Origin of the sequence: Candidatus Colwellia aromaticivorans (assembly GCF_003333305.1) — a bacterium.
GTDB lineage: Bacteria > Pseudomonadota > Gammaproteobacteria > Enterobacterales > Alteromonadaceae > Colwellia > Colwellia aromaticivorans.
Genome location: NZ_QOLD01000065.1, coordinates 1 through 12,638 on the forward strand (window position 1 = coordinate 1; position 12,638 = coordinate 12,638).

14 protein-coding genes are annotated in these 12,638 nt (G+C 37.5%); 10 read left to right on the plus strand and 4 right to left on the minus strand.

Annotated elements, in window-relative coordinates; genetic code table 11:
• Window positions 1-180, minus strand: a 180-nt coding sequence (gene tnpB, locus DWA31_RS09720) for an IS66 family insertion sequence element accessory protein TnpB (RefSeq protein ID WP_210725508.1), incomplete at its 3' end; no start/stop codon positions are given.
• The gene (gene tnpA, locus DWA31_RS09725; protein ID WP_114324640.1) at window positions 173-490 is read right to left on the minus strand and encodes an IS66 family insertion sequence element accessory protein TnpA; all 318 of its coding nucleotides are present in this window, start codon (window positions 488-490) and stop codon (window positions 173-175) included. The genes tnpB and tnpA, both read right to left, overlap by 8 nt.
• A 234-nt stretch (window positions 491-724) precedes the next feature.
• Here tnpA and DWA31_RS09730 point away from each other — a divergent pair, with 234 nt between their 5' ends.
• The 9 genes from DWA31_RS09730 to DWA31_RS09765 all read left to right on the plus strand — a co-directional run bounded on the left by DWA31_RS09730 (window position 725) and on the right by DWA31_RS09765 (window position 8,243).
• The gene (locus DWA31_RS09730; RefSeq protein ID WP_114326395.1) at window positions 725-1,012 is read left to right on the plus strand and encodes a BufA1 family periplasmic bufferin-type metallophore; all 288 of its coding nucleotides are present in this window, start codon (window positions 725-727) and stop codon (window positions 1,010-1,012) included.
• Window positions 1,013-1,090: 78 nt separating this feature from the next.
• Complete coding sequence (gene bufB, locus DWA31_RS09735) at window positions 1,091-1,945, plus strand: MNIO family bufferin maturase (protein ID WP_114326396.1); 855 nt, start codon at window positions 1,091-1,093, stop codon at window positions 1,943-1,945.
• Complete coding sequence (locus DWA31_RS09740) at window positions 1,945-2,784, plus strand: HvfC/BufC N-terminal domain-containing protein (protein WP_114326397.1); 840 nt, start codon at window positions 1,945-1,947, stop codon at window positions 2,782-2,784. Before bufB ends, DWA31_RS09740 begins: the two co-directional genes overlap by 1 nt.
• Window positions 2,785-2,894: 110 nt before the next feature.
• The gene (locus DWA31_RS17200; protein ID WP_168427323.1) at window positions 2,895-3,032 is read left to right on the plus strand and encodes a hypothetical protein; all 138 of its coding nucleotides are present in this window, start codon (window positions 2,895-2,897) and stop codon (window positions 3,030-3,032) included.
• Entirely contained in the window at window positions 3,029-3,298 is a 270-nt protein-coding gene (locus DWA31_RS09745) for a hypothetical protein (protein WP_114326398.1), read from the plus strand. Before DWA31_RS17200 ends, DWA31_RS09745 begins: the two co-directional genes overlap by 4 nt.
• An 81-nt stretch (window positions 3,299-3,379) precedes the next feature.
• Window positions 3,380-3,904 (plus strand): DUF1097 domain-containing protein, encoded by a 525-nt coding sequence (locus DWA31_RS09750; RefSeq protein ID WP_114326399.1) that lies wholly within the window; start codon window positions 3,380-3,382, stop codon window positions 3,902-3,904.
• Window positions 3,905-3,926: 22 nt separating this feature from the next.
• Complete coding sequence (locus DWA31_RS09755) at window positions 3,927-6,077, plus strand: TonB-dependent receptor (RefSeq protein ID WP_245942575.1); 2,151 nt, start codon at window positions 3,927-3,929, stop codon at window positions 6,075-6,077.
• Between the two features lie 589 nt (window positions 6,078-6,666).
• Window positions 6,667-7,359: a multiheme c-type cytochrome gene (locus DWA31_RS09760; protein WP_168427324.1), complete on the plus strand. Its 693-nt coding sequence runs from the start codon at window positions 6,667-6,669 to the stop codon at window positions 7,357-7,359.
• Between the two features lie 509 nt (window positions 7,360-7,868).
• A complete protein-coding gene (locus DWA31_RS09765) occupies window positions 7,869-8,243 on the plus strand; it encodes a hypothetical protein (protein ID WP_114326401.1) in 375 nt (124 codons plus the stop codon).
• 482 nt (window positions 8,244-8,725) lie between these two features.
• On the opposite strand, the gene nagB is transcribed toward DWA31_RS09765, so the two are convergent.
• On the minus strand, window positions 8,726-9,532 hold the full coding sequence (nagB, locus tag DWA31_RS09770) for a glucosamine-6-phosphate deaminase (RefSeq protein WP_114326402.1): 807 nt from the start codon (window positions 9,530-9,532) through the stop codon (window positions 8,726-8,728).
• 74 nt (window positions 9,533-9,606) lie between these two features.
• Complete coding sequence (locus DWA31_RS09775; protein WP_114326403.1) at window positions 9,607-10,665, minus strand: LacI family DNA-binding transcriptional regulator; 1,059 nt, start codon at window positions 10,663-10,665, stop codon at window positions 9,607-9,609.
• A 266-nt stretch (window positions 10,666-10,931) separates the two neighbouring features.
• On the opposite strand from DWA31_RS09775, the gene pgi reads away from it, so the two are divergent.
• Entirely contained in the window at window positions 10,932-12,572 is a 1,641-nt protein-coding gene (gene pgi / locus DWA31_RS09780; protein WP_114326404.1) for a glucose-6-phosphate isomerase, read from the plus strand.
• The last annotated feature ends 66 nt before the right edge of the window (window positions 12,573-12,638 follow it).

Consider the following 12,638-nt stretch of genomic DNA (forward strand, 5'->3'; position numbering starts at 1 on the left):
AGTTTTGTCCCAATAAAGTACCTTCAATTTATCTCGGCCCTTATTGCAAAAAACAAAGACACTGCCCGTGAGAGGTGAAACTTGCATCTGCTGTTCGACAATCACCACTAAACCATTTATCGATTTTCTAAAATCGACAAAATCACGATAAAGAAAAACCTCGGGAACATCACTAAACATCTTCATGCGTTAGCCCATTGAGCAGCTCAGCTATAAAGGCAGGAGAAATATTATGAGGAAATGATAATTCACCAACGGGTAGATTCAGTTTGATGGGATATTCAATGGGCTGAGTGATAATGGTTTGTTTGGTAATAATTTTGGCTTGTATAAAATCAGTACGGTTATTGCCTTTAGCGATAATAGCTTTACGCGCATAAAAATACTTAGTACTTAATTGATACTGGTCACAGAACTTTGGTACTGATAGACCGCTAGTGATTTGTTTCTCTACAAGACATTTCCACTCATCGGAAGTTTTACGGCTCATACATTGCTCCTTTTATTACGTTGAAGCAAGTCTAGGGTTAATGCTTAGCTTAGGATATGTGCATTTGGCGAGACGTTCACGTTTCATTAGACCATTACAGAAATAGAGTTGTAATTATTTTGTACAATAACTTAGCGCAGTAAAAAAACAATAATTTATTTGAAATTTTTTCCTTGTTGAAACACTCTTTTATCTTGAAGCTTACAATTAAATTCAACTTACTAAGGAATTATCATGAACACTAAAATAATAGCGACAACAGCAATTTCTAGCATCTTAGCTTTAGGTGTTTTAACGGCAACTAGTGCAAATGCAGTACCTAACCAACCAACAGCCTGGGAAAAATGTGCAGGCATTGTTATGGCCGGAAAAAATGATTGTGGTGCATTAAATGGTAGCCATAACTGTGCAGGGCAAGCAACAAGTGATAATGATGCTAATGAATGGGTTTATTTACCTAAAGGAACATGTGAAAAAATTATCGGCGGCGTAGTTAAAGCGGAGAAGCCAGCTAAAAAATAATTGACAACAGTTTCTTGGTGGGATGTAGCAAGATGAAGCTTGCTACATTTGCCTCATTAATAATAGGGTGTGATGAAAATGCAAAAAATTAAAGGTGTCGGTTTAGGATTACGGCATCGACATTTTCAAGAATTTATCGAAAACAAACCTGATGTTTCTTGGCTAGAAGTTCACACTGAAAACTTTTTCAGTCAACACAGTACCTCTTCAAAATATTTAGCCAAAATTCGTCAAGACTACCCCATTTCTGCTCATTGTGTCGGTTTGTCTTTAGGCTCTGCAGCAGTAGCATGTCCTATACGAGAAAAACATTTACAGCAAATAAAAAAAACGATTGATTGGTTGCGACCGGCAATGGTTTCAGATCACCTTTCATGGAGTGCTTCTGATGGTGTTCATTATTTACCTGATTTATTACCTATCCCTTATACCGAAGAAGCTTTTGAAGTGGTTACTAAAAATATCAATCACGTGCAAGATGTATTGCAAAGACAAATACTGATTGAAAACCCGTCTAGTTATTTAAGCTTTAATGATTCAACTATACTCGAATGGGACTTTCTTGCGGAGCTGAGTAAAGTAACGAAATGCGGCCTTTTACTTGATGTTAATAATATTTATGTCAGTGCTTTCAATCATGATTTTGATGCCTTAGCTTACCTTGAAAGTTTACCTATAGAAGCAGTTAAAGAAATACACTTAGCGGGTTACAGTATAGATATTATTGAAGGAAAAGAAGTCTATATTGATACACATGGTCAAAAAGTTTATGACGGTGTTTGGCAATTATATGAAAAAGCCGTAGAGCGCTTTGGTGAAGTACCGACATTAATAGAGTGGGATACTGATGTACCCGAGCTATCAGTATTGTTGGCTGAAAAAAAGAAAGCAGAAGCGATTATTGCCAAAGTACTTAATAAGCAGATTGCCTAATGACCAAACCTACCAAACCTACCCAGCCTTCCCAAGTAACAAGGTTAGCCGAGCTGCAACGTAACTTTATCAATGATTGCTTATCTGGCAAACTCAAACAAGGTAATATTTTATTGGCAAAAGAGATTGATAGTAGTCTCATTTCAGCAAAAGGCTTGATGGGTATATATCAAAACAGTGCTATTGCTAATATCACTCATTCACTGATACTCACTTATCCGGTGATTGAAAAACTGCTTGGAGAAGAGTTTTTTAGCGCGATGTGTCGAGAGTTTATTTATATTACTTGGCCTAAAAGCGGCAACATGGATGATTACGGTGCAGAGTTTCCCGATTTTTTAGCTGACTTTAAACATGCTAAACACCTTACTTATCTCAAAGATGTCGCTCGTTTAGAGTGGGCATTTCACCAAAGTTCATTAGCAAACGATGCACCCATTAGTGACTGGTCGACACTGGCACAAGCGAGTGATATTTTACAGTTGAAATTTTTAGTTACACCCTCGTTATCACTGATTAGCTCTACTTTTCCTATAGATAAAATTTGGCATTTAAACCAAGGAAACACCTCACCTGATACGGAAGTGGAATTTGTTGATGAGCAAGATAATGATACTTTTATAGTCTTGTTTCGCCAGCAGTTAAAAACTGTAGTATTACCAATAACTGTAGGTGAATTTGCATTGTTATACGCTTTTAACAACGGAGAAACGTTTGAAAAAACCATTGTTGTCGCATCCGCCAAGCAAGCTGGTTTTTCCATAGACGATAGCCTCAAAAAATTTATTGAACTGGGTGTTATTATTGGTTTTGTAGAAAACTTTGACACTCAATCATAAGTTACCCATTCATAGTAAAAAGTGTTGAGTACAGTTTTATCTAAAACATTATGAACAGTCATTGGCAATAACCTTAAAATCGTTTCCTACTATACTTATGATACTTCAAAATGTCTGTTTCAGGGCTACTGAGTAATATTGCCGCTAACGTGGCTGCTGTATTAGCACAGGGTATAACTGCAACAGCGACTCAAGCTGTAGAGTATCTGGAAGTTTCAGCGACACCGATTCTGAAGTCTCTTTTATGAGTGTTAAGGCTAAATACGATATTAACAAAAATATCTATGTAGCGGCTCGTTATTCTATGTCTACTAATGAATCAGCGGGGATTTCTAGTGATGATAGTTTAGATCGTATTCAAGTAGGAGCCGGTTATTGGATTGAGGATAAAGTATTGCTAAAAGTTGAATATGTTAAACAAACAGAAGAAGCATTTTCTGGTGGACAAGCGACTAATGGTCAAGGTGAAGCTGAATGGGACGGCATACTAGCTAAACTGTCTGTGGTTTTTTAGAGCACAACTTCAAAGTATTCCCCTTGTAATGTCTAACTACATTTAAGGGATTCACTTAACTTCAATTAGAAAGAGATTATTATGAAAGAAATAACAGCAACATCGTTAAGTATTGGTCTTGTTGGCGCAATAGCTACTAGGCTTGCCTTTGGCCTTTTATCTGGCTACATTTTAATTTGGGCTGTTTTCATTGCTTGGGCAGGTTTTGCCGCGCTTGGTGGGGATAACCAAGCCTTAAAAAGTACGATAATTTGTGGTGTTTTTGGTGTTGTCATTGGTTGGATTGCGGCATTTATGGTGTTAAGCATTCCATTAGCAGATACCTTAGGTATGCCACTTTGGAGCGCGGTTGTTGTCGGTATAACGGCTTTTACCGTTGTATTTGCCTCTAATTTTCCAATTTTGGGTGCTGTACCCGCTTCAGTTTTATCATACGCCGCAACTTTTGCTTACCTTCTACAAACTAGTGAAAGAATGACCTTGATCACGTTAACCAGTATTAACTTTGAAAATCCGATATTATTGATATCTTTGTCTGTTATTTTTGGAGGTATCTTTGGTAAAGTGTCGGTCATAGGTGCCACCTATATGACCAAAGAAGCCTAACCTAATAAAGGATATAAATAATATGTTACAACGATTCCCCATTTCAGCCATTACTATGGCTTGTTTTTCAATGGTAAGCTGCTCTACATTAGCAGCAACGGAAAAACCTGAAATATCTAAATCGAATAGTAGTGATGGTATATCAGAGGTTATCGTTGTGACCGGTACTCTTCAACAATCTGATCTTCTCACTTTAGCAGGCAATATTGACCGTATATCGAGTGATGATATTGCCTCAGTTAGCGCTGTACATCCCAGTGATATTTTAAACAGAGCAACAGGCGTTCATATACAAACCAACAATGGTATGGAATCATTACCTTCCTTACGTTCACCTGTTTTAACTGGCCCTGGAGCTGCGGGCGCTTTTTTATTCCTTGAAGAGGGTATTGCCACCCGATCGGCAGGTTTTGCTAATAATAATGCCTTATCAGAGTTAAACCTTGCTCAGGCAAAAGAAGTAGAAATAATTCGTGGTCCAGCGAGTGCGGTTTATGGCTCAAATGCGGTTCATGGTGTAGTTAATGCGCTGACTAAAGCGCCACGTAATGGCGGTGATGCAACGTTAATTGTGGGGCCAAACGATAGGTACCAACTACAAGGCACGTTAGGTAGTGAATCAGATAATCAAGGTGTTAGTGGTAATTTTCAAGCCATTGATGATGGTGGCTACCGTGATGATAGTGACTTTACCTCATTGAAACTGGGACTACGTCATGATTATGTTAACGGAGATGATCAGTTTAAGACGATAGTTTCTGGCTTTATTCTTGACCAGAATACGGCAGGGTTTATTTCCTCTGGTGACAATGGCTCTGATTGCTATAGCTCGACTTACTCAGAAGAAAACCTTTATAAAGATAGCAATGCTATGGAAAAAAATTGTGATACTGATGCCTATCGTGAATGGTCATCTGTTCGTATCGCCACCAGTTGGCAGCGCGAGTTGAGCGATGATCGTAGCTTTACCATGACACCTTATTTTCGTGTTAATCAAATGGAATTTCGTCAGCATTATCTGCCTTCAAAAGCCATTGAAGAAAATAGCCACTACAGTGTTGGTATGATTAATAGCTATAACTGGCAGGTAGAACAGAATTTTGCTTTAGTGATGGGCATTGACTTTGAATGGACTGAAGGGGAGTTGACGCAAACCCAAGAAAAACCAGACAGTTATAGCTGGGGTAAAGCACGTCAACAGGGCCTTCATTATGATTATAAAGTAGATGCATCAACGATTGCTCCCTATGTTCAGGCAGACTTGCAGTTAACTGAGCAACTTAAATTTACTGGTAGTGTACGCTTTGATGCGACTCAATACCGATATGATAACTTAATCGCCGATGGCACCACCAAAGCTGACGGTAGCTCATGTGTAAATAACAATGATGAGCCTATTGAGTGCCTATATAAACGTCCTAGCGACAGTAATGACAGCTTTGATAATACCAGTACTAAGCTAGGTTTTAATTATCGCTTGAATAATGATATAGCCTTTTTTGGTAGTTGGTCGCAAGGCTTTAGAGCACCACAAACCACCGATATGTATCGACTGCAAAAGCAACAGCTGGTAGGCGAGATTGAATCAGAGCAACTTGATAGCGCTGAGCTTGGTGTGCGTGGGGTGAGTAGTAAACTAACTTATGAAGTCGTCGTTTATAGCATGAATAAAGACAATTTCTTTTTTCGTGATGCACAAGGTTTAAATGTTACTGACGGTGAAACCTCTCATAAAGGACTTGAATTGAGCATAAATTATGATTTAACAGAGCAATTAAGTCTTGCGGTTAATTATAGTTATGGTCAACATGAGTATGAATTTGACCAAGCTAGCAGCGGCGTTATTAAAGGCAATAAAGTAGATACCGCGCCAGAGCAACTGGCTAATGTTCGTCTTGCTTGGCAGCCCACCGACAATAGTAAACTTGAGTTAGAATGGTTACATATGGGCGAGTATTATTTAGATCCTGCTAATGAACACGACTATGCTGGTCATGATTTATTACAACTTCGAGGCTCCGTAGCGCTAAACAATAAGATGAATTTATTTGCCCGCATAGAAAACCTTACTGATGAAAAGTATGCCAGTAGAGCTGATTATGCTTTTGGTTCTTACCGTTTCTTTGGTGGTCAACCTAGAGCATTACACCTTGGTGCCTCTATTTCTTTTTAACTATAAATAGTTAAAAAGGGACCCACTGAAACTGTTTGAGAAAACCGACTAAATTTTTTAGTCGGTTTTTTGTGTTCGGTGTCCCATCCTTCCAGTTTCTTTAAACCATTAAATATGATTTAAATGCTGGGTATTGTTAAAAAAGAGTAAAAAAAAGCGTTCACCTGAAATCAAGTAAACGCATTATAAAAACATGAAACACTAAGGGAAACAAAAGTCTCCCACATAGTAAGAGTGTATGTTGAAGTAAAAGTTCCATCTATTGGTAAATTAATTAATATTTATAAATATTAATTAATTTGGGTATATAGCTAGATACATATAACGGTAATTTTTTGCGCCTGATCAACTGCTTATATACTCCGTTGGTATACAATAACGTATACTTTGTATTTATTTGAATCTAGCGTCGGAAATAGCAAACACTATGAGATGGACTTATTTTATTGTACTTCAATTTATCTTTATTCTAGTGATAGCGGGGATTGTCTATAAACACAAGGACAAAGCTGTCATTATCAAGACACCACCAACAGATCTAGCCCAATGGTACAAGCCGGAAAACAAACGCCAAGTGTGGCTGCACAATATGTTTAAGCTGCGCCGAGAAATGCAAGCAGTCCAATTTTATGCTGAAACAAAAGACAAAGAACATCTTAGGAAGTGGGCTTTAGCATTAAATGAACATTACCTTAAAATAGGCGAAATGGTATCTAGCTGGAATAAAAAGCTAGATATATCGACACTTTCAAGCTTACAAGCTAATGTAGACAATCAAGACTATACTGGTGTTTTAGCTGCAGTAAAAACTTTGCAGAAAAGTTGCGATTCTTGCCATAGCGACTATCAGGCTATCACTGCATTGACTTATCGAGCACCAGATTTTTCAACACTAGAAATTGAGCCTTTGGTACCATTCAACTCACATATGGAAAAATTAAGTAAGCAAGTAAACCAGATTAAGATAGCCTCCGAAGATGGCATGTCTGATCTCGCCATATCCTCTTTAGTAGACCTTAAGAAGGATATGTCCAAATTAGGGCAGGTATGTAGTGATTGTCATAAAAAGGACAAAGTATCTTACCCGAGCGAACAAATGAATAATACTTTGTTAAGTCTAGAGAACAGCCTGAAAACAGGCACTCTTAAAGAACAAGGAATGGATCTCGGTACACTGGCAGTGCAGGCATGCGCCCGTTGTCATGGCACTCACAGACTGGCGTTTGGTACTAAGGTTTTATTGTCAAAAGACTCGAGTTTAACTGACTTGCTTAAGCACTAGTGCTCAATGCGACCTACTAATTATCATTCATGGCTATGCAGTTAACTCAGGATGTAACTGTATACGTCAGGACAATATGCTCCTGCATTGTCTAATAAACTACATCCATGTAGCGTATCTTCGAAGTATCTTATCGAAGATCTATTGCGCTTAATACACTAGATCCCCGATTAAGAAATCACGGGGATGACGATCCTGAACCATCTACATAGGCACGTTATCATTTGTCGTTATTCAGACAAAAGGCTTGTTAGCATCACTGATTACTTTATGACTTCTGCTTGCTAGCATTGAAATAAGGTTACTTTAATTTGAAGGAGGTTTTATCTAGCGTTAGAAAGTGACCTCTTTTCACTAATATTTATTTAATTATAATAAAGCAAACTTAGCTAAAACTAGAACGTTTATTGTTCTTGAATAACTTTTAACCAAAGTAATGATTTTATCCTTGGTTTTATTCTTAGTTTTTGTTATTGCTAAACTAACGAATTAACGTTCAGGAATTATTTATGGTATTAGCACAAACGGATAGGACAACATCAGTTGATAAACAACAAATTAAACAGGCGTCTGATGCCGCTCTTGCCTCAATTTTAAACCTAACTTTTTTGCCCGGTATTGCCTTTATTTGGTTAATGCTTACTATCAAAAAAATGCCACCAAGTAGCATAGGTTATTATCACGCAAAGTTAGGCATTAAACTTAACCTTGTTGCCTTTGTTGCACTAGGTGTTGTTTCAGTATTGATGATAATTTTAGGGGGATTTGATTCTGCTTGGACTTGGGTTTATGTTATTACTTACTTTACCTTTGTACACACCATATTTATTATTTTAGCCGTTTGGGCGCTTACGCGTGCTTGGTCTGGATTAAAATTAAAGTAATTAGAAGTACTCGTTATTTACGTAACCTTAGTTAAATTTAGACTTTTTGTACCATAGAAAACATTAGCTATTGGTTGCTCTTTAGGTTTTCTGATTAACCGATGATTGTATTAATGTTCAGTCACAGACTTAACCACTTTAATATTTAATCATTTAGCAATACGATTTAAGTTGGCCCTGTCGGTAGATAATATTCTTGCAGCCGCTGCCCAGTTGCCGGCTTCTTGTGTTTACGTTTGACCTAATAGCTTACGTTGGAAACGATCTGTTTCTTCTCTCAAGTTGGTAGTAGCAAATTCTATATCATCCAATACTGGTTTATTTGTTTGCATTGTTTTTTCGTTTGATATTATGGTGAGCAATCCGCAATCACTACTTTCGATAGCGATAATTGCTTGCTGCTTTGTCGTGCCTTCGCTTTTAATGCTGCTCTACTGATAACATGTTCTAGCTCTCGTACATTGCAGAGCCACTTGGAAAAATTAATAGTTATGGTATAAACCAAACTCTTGATTAATCTTAAGGTTTTGTTCGTTTGCCCATAAATAATACTCTTGATCTTCTAATTCACTTGCCGCTGCTTTATCTAGTAAAACTATCGCATTTTCATGTAGTTGTAATGCAGACGCAGGGCATACTGCAGATAAAGGACCTGTAATCATACTTTTAACGGCGCTCGCTTTATTTTCACCTGTTGCCATCAGTAAAACATATCTAGCGTCAAGAATAGTGGCTATGCCCATGGTCATCGCTAGTGTTGGTTGAAACTCATCTGCGGCAAATAAACGACTATTATCATTAAGGGTTTGTTGTGTTAGAGTTTTAATACGGGTGCGAGAAGCTAAGCTTGACGTCGGCTCATTAAAACCTATGTGGCCATTAGCGCCAATGCCTAATATTTGTAGGTCTATACCTCCTGCTTGCTTAATTTTTTCTTCATAAGCTAAACCTTGCTCTCTTGGGTTTTCTCCTTGGTTACAAGTGGGTACAAAAGTTTTGCTTTTATCAATGTCTACATGGTCGAATAAATTTTCGTTCATGAAGTGCCGATAGCTTTGTGCATTGTTTTCATCAATACCAAGATATTCATCTAAATTAAAGCTAGTTGTGTTGGCAAAGCTTAACTCATCGGCTTGATGTTTTGCTACTAACTGCTTATAGAGACTTATGGGAGTACTACCTGTAGCAAGGCCTAACACTGCACCTGATTTCTTGTTGATCAATTTTTCAACCCATTGTGCTGCATTTTCAGCAACCTGTTGCGGATTATCAAAAATAATAACTTGCATAATTTTTCCTTAGAAATATTTTAAAAATATGGTTGTAATTCAACCTTTAATTAGTCGCTTAGTGTCGTAAACTTTTAGGACACGATCTTTGTAGTAGCTTTCACATATATATTTTGCCCCGTTGAGCCTCTGACTACTAACTGAGGAACATATTGCTTGATAACACTTTTACTTTGTAGTTTGCGAACTTGTGCAATAAGTATGTTGGTTGCATTCTCTGCAATTTGTCTGTTAGGTTGGTTTGCCGTGGTTAACTTTGGCGAAGTTTGTCTTGAGAAGGGACTATTTTCAAAACCCGTAATAGATAACGTCTCAGGAATAGCAATGTTCATTAGTCTTGTTGCAAATAATGCACCAGCGGCAATTTCATCGTTACATGAAAATATTGCCGTTGGTCGTTCACTTATTGGTAAGTCTGTTGACATTAATTGTTGAGCACCCTGAACACCAGACTCAAAAGAATATTCTCCTTCGATCACCAAGTGTTTTTTAAATTCTATATCATTAGCTTTTAAAGTGCGTCGATAACCTTTGTAACGCTCAACGGTTGACAAATGCTCCGCATCACCCGCGATAAAAGCAATGTTTGTATGCCCTAAATCTATTAAATGTTGGGTAATATTTTGTGCTGCTTCTCTATCGTTGACCATAACACAAGGACTAAGTTCATCGGGTGCAACATCGCCTGACATAATACGTACAACTTTTACATCAAGTTCGGTGATACATTTGACAAATTCAGGTTGCTCCGAAAAAGGAGGGGTTAATACGACCCCAGCAACACGTGCATGCTTAATAGTGTTGATTATTTCTTCGATAATATTTTCTTTTTTAGAATCACAAGGGTTAATTAACAGCTCAAAGCCCTGTTGGCGGCAGGAAGATAGAATACCTTCCTGCATATCAATAATATAATAAGCATTTGGGTTGTCGTATATATAGGCAACGGTATATGATTTAGTTCCCGCTAAATTACGGGCAGCAAGGTTAGGTTGATAGTTGAGTTCTTTAACCGCTGCTTGTACTTTTTCGCGAGTCAATTGACGAACCGAAGGTTCATTGTTAATTACGCGCGATACGGTTTTTATTGAAACCCCTGAGAGTTTGGCAACATCATTAATTGTAGTTTTCATCTATCCATTTAACCTTGTTATTATTTTTTAAACTATTATCACTATTGATAACGCTCAGAGTAGAGCTTCTTTTAGCTTGCAGCAATAACTAATACTATTTTATCTAATTAAATAGACATCACACTAACAAATACAGATTGACAGCGCTGTCATTAATTACTAAGGTAACATAAATAATTTAATAATCATACTAGTGTCATAAGCGTACGTTTCCATTCAGCTTAAAAGATGCTTTATTTACTACTTAGGTTTTAACAGGAATTACTATGTCAGATCGTCAAACATTAGCTAGTTGGAAAAAATTACAGCAATTAGCACAAGATAAAAAGTCTCAGCATATGAACACCTTGTTTGCCAACGACGTTAAACGTTTTGAAAAATTCTCAATCGAGCTGCCGAATATGTTACTCGATTATTCTAAAAACTTAATTGATAGTGAAACACTTGATTGTTTATTGGCGCTAGCAAATGAAACTGAAGTTTGTGATTGGCGCACTAAAATGTTTGCGGGTGCTAAAATTAATAAAACGGAAGACCGAGCAGTGTTGCATACAGCATTACGTCGCCAAAGTGATGAACCATTAATTGTTGATGGTGAGAATGTTACTGAACATGTTCAGGATCAATTAGCTAAAATGGAAGTTTTTGTTGATAAAGTTCGACAAGGTCATTGGTTGGGGTATTCGGGCAAGCGCATTACAGATATTGTTAATATCGGTGTTGGTGGTTCAAATTTAGGGCCACAAATGGTTACCGAAGCGCTTAAACATTATAGCGATGGTGGTGTTAACGTTCATTATGTGTCTAATGTTGATGGTGCACAAATTGTGGAAGTGTTACGACCATTAGATCCGCAAAAAGTGTTGTTTATTGTTTCAAGTAAAACCTTTACTACCACAGAAACCATGACTAATGCTAAAACGGCAATGAAGTGGTTAACAAGTTCATCTTTTGATGAAAAATCAGTGGCGAAACATTTTGTTGCGGTAACAGCCAACAAAGAAAATGCCATGGGATTGGGTATTGAAGAGCACAATATTTTTGATATGTGGGATTGGGTTGGTGGCCGTTTTTCATTATGGTCAGCTATTGGTCTTGCCGTTGCGCTTGATTTGGGCTTTGATAGATTTAAAGAGTTACTTGACGGTGCGCATGAAATGGATCAGCACTTTATTAATGCGCCACTTAAAGATAATATTCCTGCCATTATGGCGCTAATTAGTGTGTGGAATACCACCTTTTTAGGAGCTCGTTCACAAGCTATTTTACCTTATGATCAAACGCTTCATATGCTTTCAGCTTATTTACAGCAAGCTGAAATGGAAAGTAATGGTAAGTCAGTTACTTGGGATGGAGATGAAGTAGACTATGCTACGGTACCATCAATTTGGGGAGAATTGGGCATAAACGGTCAACATGCCTTTTATCAATATCTTCATCAGAGTAATAATGTTGTTCCTGCTGATTTTATTGGCTCGGTAGAAAGTGTCACACCTGTTCAAGGTCACCATGAAACCTTAATGGCGAACTTCTTTGCGCAAACACAAGCATTAATGGCCGGTGTTGATGAAGAACAAGTAAGAGCTGATTTAAAAGCGAAAGGGCGCACGCCAGATTATATTGATAAAGTAGCACCGCATAAAGTTCATAAAGGTAATAGACCCACCAATACTATTTTGTTAAAGCGTATTGATCCTAAAACGCTAGGTAGCTTAATTGCTGCTTATGAGCACAAAATATTTGTTCAGGGCATTATTTTACAAATATGCTCATTCGATCAATGGGGGGTTGAATTAGGTAAAGGCCTGGCAGCTGAAATACAAGAAGAGCTAAACAATAATTCTATTTCAAATAAACATGACTGTTCAACCGCTAGTTTGATGAAATTTTATCAAAACGCTAAGTAATACCAAATGAAATAATGAATGAGTCAATTCAGAGCTGTGTCAGGGAAGTTAGAACAAGCAAAATTT

Bases quoted from the DNA above. Each gene is read 5' to 3' on its own strand.
- tnpA (WP_114324640.1), bottom strand. From the start codon at position 490: ATGAGCCGTAAAACTTCCGATGAGTGGAAATGTCTTGTAGAGAAACAA.
- DWA31_RS09730 (WP_114326395.1), top strand. From the start codon at position 725: ATGAACACTAAAATAATAGCGACAACAGCAATTTCTAGCATCTTAGCT.
- bufB (WP_114326396.1), top strand. From the start codon at position 1,091: ATGCAAAAAATTAAAGGTGTCGGTTTAGGATTACGGCATCGACATTTT.
- DWA31_RS09740 (WP_114326397.1), top strand. From the start codon at position 1,945: ATGACCAAACCTACCAAACCTACCCAGCCTTCCCAAGTAACAAGGTTA.
- DWA31_RS17200 (WP_168427323.1), top strand. From the start codon at position 2,895: ATGTCTGTTTCAGGGCTACTGAGTAATATTGCCGCTAACGTGGCTGCT.
- DWA31_RS09745 (WP_114326398.1), top strand. From the start codon at position 3,029: ATGAGTGTTAAGGCTAAATACGATATTAACAAAAATATCTATGTAGCG.
- DWA31_RS09750 (WP_114326399.1), top strand. From the start codon at position 3,380: ATGAAAGAAATAACAGCAACATCGTTAAGTATTGGTCTTGTTGGCGCA.
- DWA31_RS09755 (WP_245942575.1), top strand. From the start codon at position 3,927: ATGTTACAACGATTCCCCATTTCAGCCATTACTATGGCTTGTTTTTCA.
- DWA31_RS09760 (WP_168427324.1), top strand. From the start codon at position 6,667: ATGTTTAAGCTGCGCCGAGAAATGCAAGCAGTCCAATTTTATGCTGAA.
- DWA31_RS09765 (WP_114326401.1), top strand. From the start codon at position 7,869: ATGGTATTAGCACAAACGGATAGGACAACATCAGTTGATAAACAACAA.
- nagB (WP_114326402.1), bottom strand. From the start codon at position 9,532: ATGCAAGTTATTATTTTTGATAATCCGCAACAGGTTGCTGAAAATGCA.
- DWA31_RS09775 (WP_114326403.1), bottom strand. From the start codon at position 10,665: ATGAAAACTACAATTAATGATGTTGCCAAACTCTCAGGGGTTTCAATA.
- pgi (WP_114326404.1), top strand. From the start codon at position 10,932: ATGTCAGATCGTCAAACATTAGCTAGTTGGAAAAAATTACAGCAATTA.